The sequence below is a fragment of the Streptococcus periodonticum genome (assembly GCF_003963555.1).
In the GTDB taxonomy this organism is placed as follows: domain Bacteria; phylum Bacillota; class Bacilli; order Lactobacillales; family Streptococcaceae; genus Streptococcus; species Streptococcus anginosus.
The window spans coordinates 771,029-788,706 of record NZ_CP034543.1; the positions used below are offsets into that span (position 1 = coordinate 771,029).

The 17,678-nt window shown below is 39.5% G+C and carries 14 protein-coding genes and 1 pseudogene; 12 read left to right on the forward strand and 3 right to left on the reverse strand.

Annotated elements, in window-relative coordinates; genetic code table 11:
- Positions 1-108: 108 nt before the first annotated feature.
- Positions 109-1,854: an ABC transporter ATP-binding protein gene (locus tag EHW89_RS03730; RefSeq protein WP_126466742.1), complete on the forward strand. Its 1,746-nt coding sequence runs from the start codon at positions 109-111 to the stop codon at positions 1,852-1,854.
- The gene (locus tag EHW89_RS03735) at positions 1,835-3,583 is read left to right on the forward strand and encodes an ABC transporter ATP-binding protein (protein WP_126466743.1); all 1,749 of its coding nucleotides are present in this window, start codon (positions 1,835-1,837) and stop codon (positions 3,581-3,583) included. Before EHW89_RS03730 ends, EHW89_RS03735 begins: the two co-directional genes overlap by 20 nt.
- Before the next feature lie 20 nt (positions 3,584-3,603).
- Here the strand turns inward: EHW89_RS03735 and EHW89_RS03740 are convergent, their stop codons facing one another.
- The 3 genes from EHW89_RS03740 to EHW89_RS03750 form a co-directional block, all read right to left on the reverse strand.
- Positions 3,604-5,139 (reverse strand): ATP-binding cassette domain-containing protein, encoded by a 1,536-nt coding sequence (locus EHW89_RS03740; protein WP_126466745.1) that lies wholly within the window; start codon positions 5,137-5,139, stop codon positions 3,604-3,606.
- Between the two features lie 332 nt (positions 5,140-5,471).
- The gene (locus EHW89_RS03745) at positions 5,472-6,212 is read right to left on the reverse strand and encodes an amino acid ABC transporter ATP-binding protein (RefSeq protein WP_022525918.1); all 741 of its coding nucleotides are present in this window, start codon (positions 6,210-6,212) and stop codon (positions 5,472-5,474) included.
- Complete coding sequence (locus EHW89_RS03750) at positions 6,212-8,395, reverse strand: ABC transporter substrate-binding protein/permease (RefSeq protein ID WP_126466747.1); 2,184 nt, start codon at positions 8,393-8,395, stop codon at positions 6,212-6,214. The genes EHW89_RS03745 and EHW89_RS03750 overlap by 1 nt, the downstream gene beginning before the upstream one ends.
- Positions 8,396-8,557: 162 nt before the next feature.
- On the opposite strand from EHW89_RS03750, the gene EHW89_RS03755 reads away from it, so the two are divergent.
- The 10 genes and pseudogenes from EHW89_RS03755 (at position 8,558) to ndk (ending at position 17,645) form a co-directional block, all read left to right on the forward strand.
- Positions 8,558-9,517, forward strand: a complete 960-nt coding sequence (locus tag EHW89_RS03755; protein WP_126466749.1) for a CPBP family intramembrane glutamic endopeptidase — start codon at positions 8,558-8,560, stop codon at positions 9,515-9,517.
- A gap of 90 nt (positions 9,518-9,607) precedes the next feature.
- Entirely contained in the window at positions 9,608-11,596 is a 1,989-nt protein-coding gene (gene uvrB / locus EHW89_RS03760; RefSeq protein WP_126466751.1) for an excinuclease ABC subunit UvrB, read from the forward strand.
- A 21-nt stretch (positions 11,597-11,617) separates the two neighbouring features.
- Entirely contained in the window at positions 11,618-12,115 is a 498-nt protein-coding gene (locus tag EHW89_RS03765) for a GNAT family N-acetyltransferase (protein WP_126466753.1), read from the forward strand.
- A gap of 36 nt (positions 12,116-12,151) precedes the next feature.
- Positions 12,152-12,702 (forward strand): annotated as a pseudogene (locus tag EHW89_RS03770) (DUF1697 domain-containing protein).
- A gap of 202 nt (positions 12,703-12,904) precedes the next feature.
- A complete protein-coding gene (gene hemW, locus EHW89_RS03775) occupies positions 12,905-14,035 on the forward strand; it encodes a radical SAM family heme chaperone HemW (protein WP_126466754.1) in 1,131 nt (376 codons plus the stop codon).
- 3 nt (positions 14,036-14,038) lie between these two features.
- Positions 14,039-14,770 carry an acyl-[acyl-carrier-protein] thioesterase gene (locus EHW89_RS03780; RefSeq protein WP_003027992.1) on the forward strand — a complete coding sequence of 244 codons (732 nt, stop codon included), beginning with the start codon at positions 14,039-14,041 and terminating at the stop codon, positions 14,768-14,770.
- Positions 14,771-14,792: 22 nt separating this feature from the next.
- Complete coding sequence (locus tag EHW89_RS03785; RefSeq protein ID WP_126406938.1) at positions 14,793-15,566, forward strand: TIGR01457 family HAD-type hydrolase; 774 nt, start codon at positions 14,793-14,795, stop codon at positions 15,564-15,566.
- The gene (locus EHW89_RS03790) at positions 15,556-16,194 is read left to right on the forward strand and encodes a TIGR01906 family membrane protein (RefSeq protein WP_126466756.1); all 639 of its coding nucleotides are present in this window, start codon (positions 15,556-15,558) and stop codon (positions 16,192-16,194) included. Before EHW89_RS03785 ends, EHW89_RS03790 begins: the two co-directional genes overlap by 11 nt.
- Positions 16,194-17,144 (forward strand): CPBP family intramembrane glutamic endopeptidase, encoded by a 951-nt coding sequence (locus tag EHW89_RS03795; protein WP_052032256.1) that lies wholly within the window; start codon positions 16,194-16,196, stop codon positions 17,142-17,144. Before EHW89_RS03790 ends, EHW89_RS03795 begins: the two co-directional genes overlap by 1 nt.
- 78 nt (positions 17,145-17,222) lie before the next feature.
- Positions 17,223-17,645 (forward strand): nucleoside-diphosphate kinase, encoded by a 423-nt coding sequence (gene ndk, locus EHW89_RS03800; protein WP_003024857.1) that lies wholly within the window; start codon positions 17,223-17,225, stop codon positions 17,643-17,645.
- Positions 17,646-17,678 lie beyond the last annotated feature (33 nt).

The following is a 17,678-nucleotide window of genomic DNA, read 5'->3' on the forward strand; positions in this document are numbered from 1 at the left end:
TCATTTAACAAAAATTCTCCTATAAAAATAATTGTATCCGCTAACAAATTACAGAGAAGGCTAGATTATGATAAAATAGAACTAGTTTTGTATAAGAAAAGAGATTTCATGAAAGATTTATTGAAATATTTTAAGGGTTATATCAAAGAATCCTTGTTGGGGCCACTTTTTAAATTATTAGAAGCTAGTTTTGAACTATTGGTGCCAATTTTGGTTGCAACAATTGTAGACCAAACAATCCCTAAAAAAGATAGTGCGCATCTTTATACCATGGTCTTTTTACTAGTTGTCCTAGCATCGTTTGGTGTTGTTGTGGCGATTATTGCTCAATATTATTCCTCAAAAGCAGCGGTAGGATTTACACGTCAATTAACTAAAGATTTATATCAAAAAATAATGCGTTTGCCAAAAGCTAGTCGAGATAACTTGACGACATCTAGTCTGGTCACTCGTTTAACAAGTGATACTTATCAAATTCAGACCGGTATCAACCAATTTCTTCGTCTTTTTTTGCGCGCGCCGATTATTGTTTTTGGCTCGATTGTTATGGCATTTTTGATTAGTCCAAGTATTACACTGTGGTTCTTACTCATGGTTGTCATCCTAACGGGTATTATCTATATCATGTCACGCTTGGTAAATCCGCTGTACGCTAAAATTCGCCAGATTACAGATAAAATTGTCAATATGACACGCCAACAACTGCAAGGTATGCGCGTTATCCGTGCCTTTGGGCAAACAAATAAAGAAATTCATGAGTTTAGAGATACCAATGAAATTTATAAGACCTGGCAGATAAAAACAGGAGTTTGGTCGAGCTTGATTAGCCCGTTGACTTTTTTAGTGGTAAATAGCACATTGGTCATGGTTATTTGGCATGGGAATCTAGCGATTGGACAGGATTTGCTGACGCAAGGGAAATTAGTTGCTTTAGTCAATTACCTTTTGCAAATTTTAATAGAATTGTTGAAATTAGCTATGCTCGTCACCTCTTTGAATCAAAGTTACATCAGCGCTGGACGAATCCAAGAGGTTTTTGAACAGGAAGAGGAAGATGTGTTATCAGAACTGCCAATACGGCATTCTGTTGGTGCTCGATCTATTTCTGCTCAAAATGTTACTTTTACCTATCCACAAGCTGCTAGTCCAGCCTTGGAAAATATTTCGTTTGACGTACTATCTGGTCAGACTTTGGGAGTGATTGGCGGAACAGGCTCAGGAAAATCAACCTTGGTGCAGCTCTTAGCGCATTTGTATACGATTGATACTGGTCAGTTGGCTATTTTTAAAAATAATCGAAGTCCTCGAAATCTGAAAGAATGGCGCACTTGGATGAGCTTGGTACCGCAAAAAGCAGAATTGTTCTGTGGAACGATTCGCTCAAATTTGTCGCTGGGACTGGAAGACGAGGTGACGGATGAACAACTTTGGTGGGCTCTTGATATTGCGCAAGCTAGTGACTTTGTACAGGAAAAAGAAGGTCAGCTAGATGCAGTAGTAGAAGCTTTTGGTCGGAATTTTTCCGGTGGTCAACGACAACGGTTGACGATTGCGCGCGCTATTTTACAAAAAGCACCTTTTCTGGTGCTGGATGATTCTACTTCGGCACTTGATTATTTAACAGAGGCTAAACTATTGCAAGCGATTAAAGAGCAGTTAAAGAACACGAGTTTGATTTTAATTTCACAGCGAACCAATAGCTTGCGTGCAGCTGATCAGATACTTGTCTTGGATAAAGGCCATCAGGTAGCTCTTGGCGCACATGAAGATTTGCTTCAAACGAGCGCTATTTATCGAGAAATTCATCTCTCACAACATAGCAAGGAGGAAAAGCATGAAAATGAGGTATCCTAAAAGTGGTCTGAAACGCCTTGCAATTGATTTATTGCAGCAGCGCTGGTTTTTCCTACTAGCTACAATTGGAACGATTGTTCAGGTTGCTTTGACCATTTATTTGCCGATTTTGATTGGGAATGCAGTGGATAGTGTTCTACTTCCCGATGCAAGTCAGCATTTGCTTCCAATTCTCTCGAAAATGGGTATGGTGATTGTTGCCAATACAGCGATTCAATGGCTCAATCCTTTAGTCTATAATCAGTTGATTTATAGTTATAGTCAGAAACTTCGGGACGCAGTTATTCAAAAAATTCATCGACTTCCCTTGGCTTATCTTGATCGTCAAGGGAGCGGTGATTTAGTGAGTCGCTTGACGACGGATGTGGAGCAGCTAAATAATGGTTTGCTTATGGTCTTCAATCAGTTTTTTGTAGGCGTGTTGACTATTCTTGTAACGATTGTGACAATGGCAAAGATTGACTTTTTCATGATGGTGTTAGTCTTGCTTTTAACTCCCTTATCTATGCTGATTGCGCGTTTTATTGCCCGTAAAAGTTACAAGTTGTTTCAAAAACAAACCACAGCTCGAGGGCTTCAGACACAGCTCATTGAAGAAAGTCTCTCTCAAGAAAGTTTGATTCAAAGTTTTAATGCTCAAGAGCAATTCATTACGGATTTTACAAAGGGCAATGAGAGCTATGCGGACTATTCTCAGGATGCTATCTTTTATTCCTCTACTGTCAATCCAGCGACTCGCTTCGTTAATGCTCTTATCTATGCCATTGTTGTTGGATTTGGTGCGGTTCGTATTATTAACGGCTCTAGTTTCACAGTTGGACAATTGGTGACATTCTTAAATTATGTCAACCAATACACTAAGCCCTTCAACGATATTTCGTCTGTTATGGCTGAATTGCAAAGCGCCCTTGCCTGTGCAGAGCGCTTGTACATGATTTTAGATGAAAAAGAAGTTGTGGAAACGGGGAAAGAAGAACTTACGAGTGAGGCAGTACGGGGAGCGATTCGTTTTGAACATGTCCGTTTTGGTTATGAAAAAGATAAACCTTTGATTCACGATTTAAACATGACCGTTCCAGCAGGAAGCAAAGTTGCTATTGTTGGACCAACTGGTGCTGGAAAATCGACTTTAATCAATCTCCTCATGCGTTTTTATAATGTAGATGCGGGTAAGATTAAGTTAGACGACAGAGATATTACAGATTACACCAGAGTCTCATTTCGCCAACAGTTTGGTATGGTTTTACAAGAAACATGGCTGAAGACAGCGACGATTCATGAAAATATTGCTTTTGGGCGACCAGAGGCTAGCCGAGAAGAAGTAATTGCAGCAGCTAAAGCTGCTAATGCTCATTTCTTTATCCAGCAATTGCCGCATGGCTATGATACTTATCTAGCAGATGCAGGAGATTCTTTGTCACAAGGACAACGCCAGCTATTGACCATTGCGCGTGTTTTTCTAGCGGTTCCTAAAATCCTGATTTTGGATGAAGCAACCTCCTCTATTGATACGCGGACTGAAGTACTCATTCAAGAGGCTTTTAATAAGCTCATGGTAGGGCGAACCAGTTTTATCATTGCTCATCGCTTGTCTACCATTCAGAATGCAGATATCATTTTAGTGCTGGTTGACGGAGATATTGTGGAATATGGCAGTCATCAAGAGCTGATGCAAGCAAAAGGCGTTTATTACCAAATGCAAATAGCTCAAGGGAGCTTGGCGGTTTAAGATTAACTAGGAGAACAAATTTATGGCTGTTCATTTCTGACTGGCTCTAGTCCTGTTTCAGTCAAGCGGTAGATTTTCTGACAAACTTCTTTGAGAAAGGTGCGGTCGTGTGAAACGGTAATGATAGCACCGCTATAGTCTGTAAAAAGCTTTCGTACTTGTGGCTGAGAAGTGGGGGAAAAGTTGCGTGTCGGCTCGTCTAGCAACAAGACATTTGCCTGATCTAATACCATTTTTAGAAGCAGTAATTTAGCTTTTTGTCCACCAGATAGCTGGGAAATAGAATGTTGCACTTCATTACGCGTGAATTGCAGACTGGCTAGGTGGGTGAGGATTTTTTCTCGCTCAATAGCCTCTCCTGTAGATGTTAGAAAATCTATTGGAGAATCGACTTCGTTTAAACTATCAGGATAGATTTGAGGCATATACCCTAGCGTAATGCCTTTTTTCTTTTGCAATAGATTTCGCAGTTCTTTGATAAAAGTAGATTTTCCGGCACCATTTTCACCAATAATCCCAATCTTTTCCTGCCCTAAGAGTTCAAAATTTATATTTTGGGCTAAGGTACGTTCCTCTGTCTTCAAACACATCTGTTCGAGAATGATTATTCTTTTTGCAGATGGCAGGGGAGTGATAGTAGAAAATTGTAGATTGATAGCATCTGCCTGTGTTGGCAATTCTGTCATTTCAGCCGCTTCTCTTTCAAATCGTTTGCCTTGCGAGAGGACATTTTTCATTTTTTTAGCCACTAATCTCCCAGCCGTGCTATCGTGAGTATTGCGCAGCACGTGCTCCACACTTTGTTTGACGCGGCGATGTTTTTCCATTGTTTTTTGATATTCTTCTCGTTCTTTTTTTGCATCTTTAGTTTGCTTTTCAAATGCAGCTTGTCGTTGCTGGCTGTAATTTTCATAATCAAGATTCTGTACAGTCGTCCGAGCTTCTTGCTTTTTCTTAACCAATTCCAAATGTACGATTTTTGTTGCTGTATGACCTAAAAGACTTTCATCATGTGAAACAAACATAACTGTTTGAGGTGTATTTTGAAGAAAATTTTCCAGCCAAATCAGAGTGTCTATATCTAAATCATTGGAAGGTTCATCTAAAAAGAGAATGTCCCAATTTGTAGAGAGGATTTTTAAAAGCTGTACTTTTAATGTTTCACCGCCAGATAGAGTCGCTAATGTTTGCTGACTAGTAAAACGTTCGCTATCAAAATGTAATTCTTGAGCAAAGCGGTAAAGTTTGCTGTAATCTAAGTCTACGTCCAAATCACCAAAGAAATAGTCGTTGAGGGAGAGCCTTCTTTCATTTTCAGGCAAAGTTTGCGGCAAATAAGCGTAACGATGATAGTTTTTCTGAATTTCTCCCCTATAACTAACATAGTCTGAAACAAGTGTGTCGTTCATGAGTAGCTTAAGAAGAGTAGATTTTCCATTTCCTTCTTCTCCGATAATGGCAATTTTATCACTTGTATTGACTGTAAGTGATAAATCATTGACCATGTTTTTGAAGTCTTTTAAATGGGTAATGGTTAAATGTCGAATTTGTAGCATATATGTCTCCTTATGATGTTCATTGTCATTTTAGAGCTAAGAAAAACAGCCCTATTTACCTAGTAGAGCTGTTTTTGCTTTTGAGTTGCTAACAAATATTGCAAAGCAAGTAGTTTGCGATGGATATATTTAGCCTTGAGAAGTAAAACTGTCTTCTTTGAAAATGAGCAAGAGCATAACAAAAAATCTACTAGATAAAGTTTCCTTTAAGCAATAGATTTCTTGTACATAGACTCCTTACCTCCGAATTTTACTGATTTTAGTGTAGCAAAAAAGATGTAAAATGTCAAAAGAGTGCCGAGGCAAAAGTTTGTCACCAACATAAAGTAGTATTACACATTCAAGACTTTATCTAGGAAGTCTTTGAGGCGTGGGTGCTGTGGATTGTCAAAGATTTGGTCGGGTTTGCCGTCTTCTAAGAATTCTCCGTCAGCCGTAAAGATGACACGGTTGGCTACTTGACGAGCAAATCCCATTTCATGAGTCACGATAATCATGGTCATGCCTTGCTTGGCCAATTCTTTCATAACATTGAGAACGTCTCCGACCATTTCGGGGTCAAGAGCGGAAGTAGGTTCGTCAAAGAGCATAATATCAGGATTCATAGCAAGTCCACGTGCAATCGCCACACGTTGTTTTTGTCCACCTGAGAGACTGTCTGGCATGGCATCAGCTTTATCAGAGAGCCCGACTTTTTCTAATAGCTCCATACCAAGTTTTTCTGCTTCGGCTTGTGTCATTCGCTTGTGCTCGACAGGAGCAAAGGTGATATTTTCCAAAACTGTCATGTGAGGGAAAAGATTGAAGTGCTGGAAAACCATACCAATATTTTCACGAACCAAGTCGACATCTGTTTTTTTGTCGGTTAAGTCGAAGCCGTCCACGGTAATAGATCCACTTGTAACTTCTTCCAGCAGGTTGAGACTGCGAAGAAAGGTTGATTTTCCCGAACCTGAAGGTCCGATGATACAAACGACATCCCCTTCATAGAATTTGGTTGTGATTCCTTTTAGGACTTCATTTTCCCCGTAGTATTTATGTAAATCATTGACATCAATTTTTAATTTAGCCATTATTTAATCCTCTTTTCTAAGCGTTTTGCAAGTCTCGTTAAAAGAGTGATGATAATCAAGTAAAAGACTGCTAGGATAGCATACATTTTGAAGCTTTGATAGTTACGAGCAATGATGATTTTACCCGTTTGGAAAAGTTCGACGAGACCGATAGCAGAGACGATTGTAGTATCTTTCAAAGCGATAACAAACTGATTGACGAAGTTTGGTAACATGATTTTTGTTGCTTGCGGCAAAATAATCTTTCTCATGGTTTTTGAGTAAGAAATACCAAGACTTCGGCTGGCTTCCATTTGTCCAACTGGAACAGCTTGAATCCCACCACGGACGATTTCTGCAATATAAGCGCCAGCATTGAGAGAAAGAGCAATTGTACCAGCCACAAAATCGTTAATCGGACTTTGATGACCTGTCATTGATTCAATAAGGTTTGGGATGCCCCAGAAGATAAAGGCTGCGAGAATCATAAGTGGGATTCCACGAATGACATCCACGAAGATTTCTGAGATGACGCGGAGGGCTTTGACGGGACTCACGCTAAACATTCCAAAGATAACTCCAATTACCATAGCAATAGCAAATGACAGAAGCGCAAGAGCAATGGTGATACCAAGTCCGCTTAACAATTGTTTATAGTTGTTTTGGAGAAGCCCCCAAATGGTTGTTTCATCAACTGTACTGTCTGAAGAGCTAGAAGCAGAGCTGGTTTTTTTCAAATATTTATCAAGAATTTTTTGATATTGACCGTTCTTTTTAATATTTGCCAAACCATTGTTAAACATTTGGATCAATTCAGGATTACTACCTTTTTTCACTGCAAAAGCAGTATCTCCGATAGGGGTTCCCTTGATTGGAGTTTTTAGTTTTTGACCTTGGCTAATGGAGTATTTTACAACGGGTTCGTCGTCCATAACGGCGTCCAAAGAGCCAGAGTTTAAACTGTCATACATAGAAGAAGCGTCAGCAAATGTCTTGATTTTATAGCCATACTTGCTTTGATTTTCTGTTAAAAAGGTTTGCGAAGCAGTACCATTTTTAACGCCGACTGTTTTGCCTTTCAAGTCTTTATAAGAAGCAATTATGCTGGATTCTTTGACAGCAAGGATAGCGTTTGCAGTATAATATGGTTCTGAGAAATCAAAGGTCTCTTTACGAGCGTCTGTCACGGACATTCCTGCAATCATTCCATCAGCTTGTCCAGATTGTACAGCATTTAAAGCAGCGTCAAATCCGGGATTTGTAATTTCAATCGTGAAACCTTGGTCTTTGGCAATGGCTTTTATCAAATCCATGTCAATCCCAGTATATTTGTTATTACTATCCTGAAAAACGAATGGTGCAAAGGAAGAGTCACTCGCAATGGTATATGTTGATTTTACGGGAGTAGCTTTTTGACCAGCAGGAGTAGTGGTTTCTGGAGTAGAACTAGTTGTTTTCGTGGTTGTAGAACTTGTCCATTTTGTGATGATTTTGTCAAGAGAACCATCTTTTTTCATTTGAGCAAGCGCTTCATTGAATTCCGTTACTAGATATTCATATTTGCTTCCCTTTTTGACACCAAAAGCAAAACTACCAACAGCTTCTCCTTTCATAGAGATTTTTAAGTTTTGCCCCTGCTTGATAGCATATTCGATAACCGGTTGATCGTCCATCATGGCGTCAATTGAACCAGAATTCAAGCTGTTGTAAGTCAAATCGGTTGTATCAAAAGTTTTGATAGTAAATTTATATTTGTCTTTGATTTTTTCCAGAAAACGTTGAGAGGCAGTTCCGTTTTTAACCCCAACAGTTTTTCCTTTTAATTGTGAATAACTACTGATTGTATTGGCTTTAGTCGTTGCGATGACAACTTTTGTATCATAATAAGTATCAGACATGGTGAAGACTTTTTCACGGTCTTTGGTTTTTGTCATTCCAGCCATGATAGCATCTGCCTGACCAGATTGAACAGCATTGACCGCTGCATCGAAGCCAGGGAAAGTCATATTGATGTCCCAACCTTTTAGTTCAGCAACTTTATTGATGATATCTACATCAATACCTTTATAAGTTTGATCGGAATCTTTAAATTCAAAAGGTGCGTAAGCTGTATCAGATACCACTTTGATTGTATCGGCATGAATGGCTGTTACTGCAAAGAGTGGTAGTAAAGCTAACAAAAAAGTTATAATTTTTTTCTTCATGAGTCTCTCCTTTAAAGAATATTTTTAAATTATACCAGAAATATCTTCGAAAGGCAAATATTTCGCATTTTTATGTTAGATTTTATAACATGAACGAAAATTTCTTTTTTGATTTGCGTAAAATAAATATGATATAATAATAAAAAATAGAAAGGGAATTTTATGTTTAAATCTCGTATGCTTGATAATGTGAAACAGTCCCGTTACATTCCGCCTATTTGGTTGGCCGTTATCCTCTCGATTGTTTTTGTTTATGGAGGTGAAATTGTCGGTGGGCTTGCATTGGTTCCAATTTCGATACTACTGGGTCTTGTGCTTGGCCTTGTTCATTCTGGGGCGGGCTTTGTAATGATACAAGAACTGATATCACATTATATGATTTTCATCCAACTCTTCCTCTTTTCCTTTATTTCTTTAGCTCTCTTTCTTTGGGTGAAATGCGTTGAAAAAAGACCTCTTTCAAGTCTTGGTTTTTTTAAGGAAAATTGGTTTAAAGAATTAGGACAAGGATTTTTGATTGGAGCGGCACAGTTTTCTCTCATAGTTGTCTTGCTTTTGCTGACAGGTCTAGGTAGGTTAGAACTCAACCATCTTAGTTTGGAACCCTTGCTCTTTATCATCGCCTTGATTCCGTTTTGGATTTTACAAGGCGGAACAGAAGAATTGGTGACGCGTGGTTGGCTATTTCCTACGGTTACTGCCAAGTCAAATATTTTGGTCGGTATCTTAATTTCTGCTGGTCTATTTGGTGCTCTCCATTTATTAAATCCCGGTGTAACGCTTCTTTCAATTGTCAACATTATTCTTGATGGTATTTTTGCTTGTTTTTACATGCTAAAAACGGACAATATGTGGGGTCTGGCTGGTATCCATGGGGCTTGGAATTTTGTTCAGGGGAATATCTATGGTATTCAGGTCAGTGGTCAGGGAGCAGAAGCTTCTGTCTTTGCCTACAATACGAAATCTAGTGTTGATTGGCTTTCGGGTGGGGCTTTTGGAGCAGAAGGTTCTATTTTTACCAGTCTGGTGTTAATTCTCAGTATTGCCTATCTGTATTGGTCTCTTAAAAAAGAAGAAAAATTGCCTACAGCATTGCAATTTAGAAAATCAAATCTCACTTAGTTTTACTAGGTGAGATTCTTTATATCCTAAGTCAGTGATATTTTAAGAATTGTGATAAAATAAGAGAAGATTGTATAGAGGAAAAGAATAATGATAAATAGAATTACGGACAATAAATTTAAATTAGTTTCCAAGTATGAGCCTTCAGGAGATCAACCACAGGCGATTGAGCAATTAGTGGATAATATAGAGGGTGGTGAGAAAGCTCAGATTCTCATGGGAGCGACAGGAACTGGGAAGACCTACACTATGAGTCAGGTCATCCAAAAGGTCAATAAACCGACCCTAGTTATCGCTCATAATAAAACTCTGGCTGGTCAGCTCTATGGTGAATTTAAGGAGTTTTTTCCTGACAATGCGGTAGAGTATTTTGTGTCTTACTATGACTATTACCAACCAGAAGCCTATGTGCCTTCCAGTGATACCTATATTGAGAAGGACAGCTCGGTCAATGATGAGATTGACAAACTTCGTCACTCAGCAACCTCGGCTCTCTTGGAGCGCAACGATGTGATTGTTGTGGCGTCAGTCAGCTGCATTTATGGTTTGGGTTCGCCTAAGGAATATTCTGATAGTGTTGTCAGTCTGCGCCCGGGTTTAGAGATTTCACGGGATAAACTTCTCAATGATTTGGTTGATATTCAATTTGAGCGCAATGATATTGATTTTCAGCGGGGGAAATTCCGGGTGCGTGGTGATGTAGTAGAAATTTTTCCGGCTTCTCGTGATGAGCATGCCTTTCGAGTAGAATTTTTTGGTGATGAAATTGACCGTATTCGAGAAGTGGAAGCGTTGACAGGACAAGTTTTGGGTGAAGTGGATCATTTAGCAATTTTCCCAGCTACTCACTTTATGACAAATGACGAAAATATGGAGATTGCCATTGCCAAGATTCAGGCCGAGCTGGAGCAACAGCTGGCTATCTTTGAAAAGGAAGGAAAGCTCTTGGAAGCCCAACGATTGAAACAGCGTACGGAGTATGATATTGAGATGCTCCGTGAGATGGGCTATACCAACGGTGTTGAGAACTATTCTCGTCACATGGATGGGCGCAGCGAAGGTGAGCCACCTTATACCTTGCTTGATTTCTTCCCAGATGATTTTCTCATCATGATTGATGAAAGTCATATGACGATGGGGCAGATTAAAGGGATGTACAATGGTGACCGCTCGCGGAAGGAAATGCTGGTCAATTATGGTTTCCGCCTGCCGTCTGCCTTGGACAATCGTCCGCTGCGTCGGGAGGAGTTTGAAAGTCATGTTCATCAGATTGTCTATGTATCTGCGACACCGGGTGACTATGAGCGAGAACAAACGGATACAGTAATTGAGCAGATTATTCGACCAACTGGACTTCTGGATCCAGCAGTCGAAGTGCGTCCGACTATGGGACAAATAGATGATCTTTTAGGTGAAATCAATGCGCGTGTTGAAAAGAATGAGCGAACGTTTATCACAACGTTGACTAAAAAGATGGCAGAAGATTTGACAGATTACTTTAAAGAAATGGGAGTTAAAGTCAAGTACATGCACTCGGATATCAAGACATTGGAGCGGACTGAGATTATCCGTGACTTGCGCCTGGGTGTCTTTGATGTCCTGGTCGGGATCAATCTGCTGCGCGAGGGAATTGATGTACCAGAGGTCAGTCTGGTTGCTATCCTTGATGCAGACAAAGAAGGTTTCTTACGAAATGAGCGTGGTTTGATCCAAACCATTGGTCGGGCTGCCCGCAACAGTGAGGGTCATGTCATCATGTATGCTGACACGGTGACTGACTCCATGCAGAAGGCTATGGACGAGACCGCTCGCCGCCGTCAAATTCAGATGGCTTATAATGAAGAACATGGTATTGTACCGCAAACAATCCAGAAAGAAATTCGTGACCTGATCAGTGTAACCAAATCTGTCCTGCCAGATAAAGAAGAAGTCGTTGAAATTGAAAGTCTTAACAAACAGGAACGTAAAGATATGATTAAGAAACTAGAGGGACAAATGCAAGAAGCTGCAGGACTTCTCGACTTCGAACTGGCTGCACAGATTCGCGATATGATTCTGGAAATAAAGGCGATGGATTGAAGGATATCAAGGAGGAAACAAATGGTCATCACTATCAAACCAATGGAAACAGCTGAGGAGATAGAAGGGAAATCCCGAGTTCATTGGCAGACATGGCGTGAAGCTTATGATGAGATTTTGCCTGCGGAATTTCAAGAGCAGATGACTTTGGATAAGTGCCAGTTTTATAGTCAAAAGTATCCTGAAAATACCTTGATCGCTTTGGATGATGCTAAAGTGGTCGGCTTTGTCAGCTACGGAGATTTTCAAGATTCAGCTACGATAGCGGGTGAAATTTTCGCCTTGTATGTCTTAAAAGATTATTATGGCAAGGGTGTAGGACAACAGTTGATGCAGGCTGCTTTTGCTGCCTTGGATGGTTATCAAGAGATTATATTATGGGTTTTAGAAGATAACAAACGTGCCATCGCCTTTTATGAAAAAATGGGTTTTGTTTTTGACGGTCAGGAAAAGGTCATTAACCTAGGAAAAGCCGTGAGAGAAAAACGAATGATCTACTCGAGAAATTCTAAGAGTTAGTTTGGAAATAATAGATATATTTGTAAGGAGTACCATATGCGTTATGCACTTTTGCTTCGCGGCATCAGTGTCGGCGGGAAAAACAAGGTCGTCATGGCTGATTTGAAGAAGGATTTGCCTGGGTTGGGTTTTGAAAATCCAGTTTCCTACACTAACAGTGGCAATCTTTTCTTTGATAGCGAGGAGCAGGAGGAGAGGATTCGGGAGATCTTGTCGGCTTATTTCAGTCGGTCTTACGATTTTCCTCTGCCTTTTGTCCTTGTCAGCTCTGACATGCTTCAAAAAGAAACAGCAATCTTCCTGCTTGGTGGCAGGATGAAACAGCCTTTCGGCGAGATGTTCTCTTTTATCTGCCGGAGACAGACAGGGAGAGTGTTCAAGAGCTGGCAGGCAGTTGGGCAAATGATAAGGAACAGCTGCATTTTGGGCAGATGGCTTTCTTTTATAGCAATGCTGACCAAGCGGACTATCTCAAGTCCAACTATCATAAAAAACTGCTCAAATCCAATTTTTACAAGCAACTAACCATCCGAAACGGCAAGACTTTCCAGAAGATAGTGGAGTTGGTAGGTACAATTCAAAAATGAATAATTGATAGATTTTGGTCTCCTTTTTGCTAACAAATTTATTATTTGGAAAAAGTTCAAGTTGAAGTAGCGAATTAAGTTGAACGTTTTTAACACTTATGGTATTTTCGTTGTAGAGCAAGAATATATCGATAAGAGATCTATGCTTTTTGTTGTGAACTTTGAAACATCTATATACTAAAATTATGCTATAATAAATGCTATGTATACCAAACCAACTTCTGCCTATGTACACATTCCATTTTGTACTCAAATTTGTTATTATTGTGACTTTTCTAAGGTTTTTATCAAAAATCAGCCAGTTGACGCCTACTTAGAGCACTTGCTTCAAGAATATACTTCTTATAATATAAAGCATTTACAGACACTTTATATCGGCGGTGGGACACCGACAGCTCTTTCAGCGAAGCAGCTGGAGTTTTTGTTAGCAGAGCTGACGAAAAAGCTGGATTTGTCATTGTTAGAAGAACTGACTATTGAAGCCAATCCCGGTGATTTGGATCCAGATAAGATTGCTGTTTTAAAAGATTCGGCTGTTAATCGAGTATCTCTAGGTGTGCAAACTTTTGATAATCGTATGCTCAAGCAAATTGGGCGTAGCCATTTAGAGAAAGATATTTATGAAAATATCACTAATCTCAAATTGGCTGGTTTTGACAATATCTCTATTGATTTGATTTATGCACTGCCCAAGCAGACCATGGACAACGTGCGGGAAAACGTAGCCAAGGCTATTGCATTGGACATCCCTCATATGAGTCTTTACAGCTTAATTCTAGAAAATCACACGGTTTTTATGAATCGGATGAGGCGAGGAAAGCTGCCTTTGCCTAAAGAAGACTTGGAAGCGGAGATGTTTGAGTATATCATTGAGGAGTTGGAAAAGGCTGGTTTTGAACACTATGAGATTTCCAACTTTTCTAAGCCAGGCTTTGAGAGTCAACACAATCTCATGTACTGGGACAATGCAGAATACTTTGGTATTGGGGCTGGAGCTTCCGGCTATGTCAATGGGGTTCGCTACAAAAATCATGGTCCGATTCGTCATTACTTAGAGGCAGTTGAAAAGGGCAATGCTCGTGTGAGTGAGGAACATCTGAGTAAGCAAGAGATGATGGAAGAAGAAATGTTTCTGGGCTTGCGCAAAAAGTCAGGTGTTTCTAAAAAGCGTTTTGAGGAAAAGTTTGGTATTTCTTTTGAGCAGCAGTATGGTCATATAGTAACAGAATTGACTGAGCAAGGACTCTTAGTTCCTGATAAAGAAATCGTCCGTATGACTAAAAAGGGTCTTTTTTTAGGTGATACGGTCGCAGAGAAATTTATATTGGAGTAAATTATGGGTTTAACTTATCAAATGAAAATGAAAATTCCGTTTGACATGGCAGATATGAACGGTCATATCAAGCTGCCTGATGTTATTTTGCTGTCCTTACAAGTATCAGGTTTGCAATCCATTGATTTGGGGATTAGCGACAAGGATATGCTGGAGAAATACAATCTGGTCTGGATTATTACTGACTATGATATCGATGTGGTACGGCTGCCTAAATTTGGTGAAGAAATGACGATTGAAACAGAAGCACTTTCCTATAATCGTCTCTTTTGTTATCGTCGTTTTACCGTTTTTGATGAAAATGATGTTGCTGTGATTGAAATGATGGCTACCTTTGTCCTTATGGATAGAGACAGTCGAAAAGTGCACGCTGTAGAGCCAAAGATTGTTGCGCCTTACGAGGCAGAATTTTCTAAAAAGTTGATTCGTGGACCAAAATATCCAGAACTGAAAGATTCGACCAGTAAAGATTATCATGTTCGGTTTTATGATTTAGACATGAATGGTCATGTCAACAACAGCAAGTATCTGGACTGGATTTTTGAAGTTATGGGTGCTGATTTTCTCATGAAACACGTTCCCAAAAAAGTTCACCTCAAGTATGTCAAGGAAGTGCGACCTGGTGGGCAGATTACCTCTAGCTATGATTTGAATGGATTAGAGAGCAATCATCAGATTTCCAGCGATGGTGATACCAATGCACAAGCTATGGTAACTTGGCAAGAAATCTCATAAGAGAAACAATAGAAAGAGAAGTATGACCTACAAAGGATATTTAATTGATTTAGACGGAACGATTTATAAAGGAAAAGACCGAATCCCAGCGGGAGAAGCTTTTGTCCATGAATTACAGCGTCGCAACCTTCCATATTTATTTGTGACAAATAATACGACACGTACTCCTGAGACTGTTCAAGCTATGTTGGCTGAACAATTTAATGTTGAAACGCCGATTGAAACGATTTATACAGCAACCTTAGCAACAGTTGACTACTTAAATGATAAAAATTTAGGCAAGAAAGTCTACGTTATCGGTGATGTAGGACTTAAGCAAGCCATTGCAGAAGCTGGTTATGTTGAAGATACGGATAATCCAGATTATGTAGTCGTGGGATTGGATTGGGAAGTGGACTATGAAAAATTGTCAATTGCTACGTTAGCTATTCAAAAGGGGGCTCATTTCGTAGGAACCAATCCAGATCTTAATATTCCAACGGAGCGCGGTCTCATGCCTGGAGCAGGATCGATTATTACTCTCATTGAAGTAGCAACTCGTGTGAAACCTGTTTATATCGGGAAGCCAAATGCAATTATCATGGAAAAGGCGGTTGAGCATCTAGGACTACCGCGGCAAGAGGTGATAATGGTTGGGGATAATTACCTGACGGACATTCGGGCTGGGATTGACAATGGTATCCCTACGCTTCTGGTGACAACTGGCTTTACGAAACCAGAAGAAGTGCCAGGCTTGCCAATCCAACCAGATTATGTACTTTCTAGCCTAGCGGAGTGGGATTTTGATGCGCACTAAACTGACCTTTTGGCTGAGTATGCTCTGCTTTTTAGCAACAGCCATTTTGTTGACCATTTATCTGACTTGGCTGTTTTATCCTTTGGAAATTTCTTGGTTGCATTTAGAAAATCAAGTTTACCTCAAATCTGCAACCATTCAGCATAATTTCAATGTTTTGATGAATTACTTAACCAATCCATTTCAGCAAAAGCTCTTCATGCCTGATTTTCGCTCATCAGCAGCAGGTCTGCACCATTTTCAAGTCGTGAAATATCTTTTTCATCTGGCGCAAGTCGCTTTTCTAGCAACCTTACCAGCGGTTTGTTTGTTTGTAAAAAACATTATAAAAAAAAGATACCTATCTGTCTTTTCCAAAGCGATTTTAGCTATTATTTGGCTGCCTATTGTAATTGCTGGTGTGGCGCTGGGGATTGGCTTTGATGCGTTTTTTACTCTCTTTCATCATATTTTATTTGTTGGGGATAATACTTGGTTATTTGACCCTGCTAAAGATCCTGTCATTTGGATATTACCAGAAGAATTTTTCCTCCACGCCTTTCTTTTGTTTTTTGTTCTTTATGAAGGCTTTGCTGTGGGGTTATACTTGTGGAGTCGAAAAATCTATTTGAAGAAGGAGGAAAAATGATGTCAGCCAATCAGCAAGTGCGAAAAGATGTTAGTTTATTTTCTGCTTTGTGTCTGATTTATGTCTTCGTCATGACAATGGTTAGCTTAATCTATCAGACGATTGTAACCTTGTTTCAAGCGATTCGTTATCCCGGAAATCTTGAGAGAATCCAAAAAGCAACGGAAAGTTTTATGTCACGCGATGGTAGCTATTATCTAATTGCTGTTTGTGCAGGAGTATTTATCTTTTGGTTGTATCGGGACGGAAAATTATTTAAGTCTGATTTACGAACGCAGAAAAGGGTCATGACTCCCAAAACGTTTGGAATAGTTTTATCATTCTTACTTCTGGGTCAATTAGGTTTTGTACTCTTTAATCAAATATTTGAGGCAGTATTGAATATCTTTGGATTTAGCTTATTTAAAGCCATTGAATCAGCTTCCGCGGGCTCAGATAGTGTAACGATGTTTTTGTATGCAGGTTTTTTCGGTCCTGTTTCAGAAGAATTGATTTTTCGCGGGGCAGGCTTACGAACATTTGAAAAATATGGAAAAGTCTTTGCGATTTTGATGTCTTCCCTCATATTTGGTTTATTTCATGGAAATATCCCGCAGTTCTTTTTTGCAGCTTTTGTTGGAATTATCTTCTCTTATGTGACCTTGGAGTATTCAATTCTCTGGGCAATGGTTTTCCACGTTTTTAATAACTTGGTCATCGGAGATGGTTTAACTTATTTGTATTCGTTTTTGCCGGACGATATAGGTGGTCTCTTACACTTATTTATCCTGCTAGTCGGTGCAAGTGTCGCAGTAATTTTCCTGATTAAAAACAAAGCAGACATAAAAATGTATGTACAAGAAAATCGTTCATTTCCAGGGGCCTATAGGCAAGCTTTTCGTTCTGTTTGGTTCTGGATTTTTACAATCTTCATGTTTTTAACATCTTTGACCTTGATAAGTCATTTGTGAAAGAAGATTTTTGAAAGGACTTTCAACTTTCTTTCATTTATGATAAAATAAAGGTAATAAAAGAGGAGCGTGTCAATCATGGAACAAACATTTTTTATTATAAAACCAGACGGCGTAAAACGTGGCTTGGTTGGAGAAGTACTGAAGCGCGTAGAACAACGTGGTTACAAAATCGAACGTTTGGAAATGAGAACCAATGTTTCAAATGAGTTAATTGATCAGCATTATGAAGCCCTATTAACGAAAGATTTTTATCCTTCAATCCGTGATTATATGACAAGCGGACCTGTGATTATCGGTGTTTTATCGGGAAGCCAAGTGATTTCAGGTTGGCGTCACATGATGGGCGCTACTCGTCCGGAAGAAGCTCTACCGGGAACTATTCGCGGAGATTTTGCACAAGCAGCTGAAGCTGGTGAAACGATTCGAAATGTTGTTCATGGTTCAGATTCTGAAGAGTCTGCCAAACGGGAAATTGCGCTTTGGTTTGGTAATCATTAAAACATAGTAGTATAAATTCGAGAGAGTACAGAT

Excerpts from the sequence above, each read along its gene's own strand:
- EHW89_RS03735 (WP_126466743.1), top strand. The coding sequence starts at position 1,835 with ATGAAAATGAGGTATCCTAAAAGTGGTCTGAAACGCCTTGCAATTGAT.
- EHW89_RS03745 (WP_022525918.1), bottom strand. The coding sequence starts at position 6,212 with ATGGCTAAATTAAAAATTGATGTCAATGATTTACATAAATACTACGGG.
- EHW89_RS03750 (WP_126466747.1), bottom strand. The coding sequence starts at position 8,395 with ATGAAGAAAAAAATTATAACTTTTTTGTTAGCTTTACTACCACTCTTT.
- EHW89_RS03765 (WP_126466753.1), top strand. The coding sequence starts at position 11,618 with ATGGTCATCACTATCAAACCAATGGAAACAGCTGAGGAGATAGAAGGG.
- EHW89_RS03785 (WP_126406938.1), top strand. The coding sequence starts at position 14,793 with ATGACCTACAAAGGATATTTAATTGATTTAGACGGAACGATTTATAAA.
- uvrB (WP_126466751.1), top strand. The coding sequence starts at position 9,608 with ATGATAAATAGAATTACGGACAATAAATTTAAATTAGTTTCCAAGTAT.
- EHW89_RS03795 (WP_052032256.1), top strand. The coding sequence starts at position 16,194 with ATGTCAGCCAATCAGCAAGTGCGAAAAGATGTTAGTTTATTTTCTGCT.
- EHW89_RS03780 (WP_003027992.1), top strand. The coding sequence starts at position 14,039 with ATGGGTTTAACTTATCAAATGAAAATGAAAATTCCGTTTGACATGGCA.
- EHW89_RS03755 (WP_126466749.1), top strand. The coding sequence starts at position 8,558 with ATGTTTAAATCTCGTATGCTTGATAATGTGAAACAGTCCCGTTACATT.
- hemW (WP_126466754.1), top strand. The coding sequence starts at position 12,905 with ATGTATACCAAACCAACTTCTGCCTATGTACACATTCCATTTTGTACT.
- EHW89_RS03790 (WP_126466756.1), top strand. The coding sequence starts at position 15,556 with ATGCGCACTAAACTGACCTTTTGGCTGAGTATGCTCTGCTTTTTAGCA.
- ndk (WP_003024857.1), top strand. The coding sequence starts at position 17,223 with ATGGAACAAACATTTTTTATTATAAAACCAGACGGCGTAAAACGTGGC.
- EHW89_RS03730 (WP_126466742.1), top strand. The coding sequence starts at position 109 with ATGAAAGATTTATTGAAATATTTTAAGGGTTATATCAAAGAATCCTTG.
- EHW89_RS03740 (WP_126466745.1), bottom strand. The coding sequence starts at position 5,139 with ATGCTACAAATTCGACATTTAACCATTACCCATTTAAAAGACTTCAAA.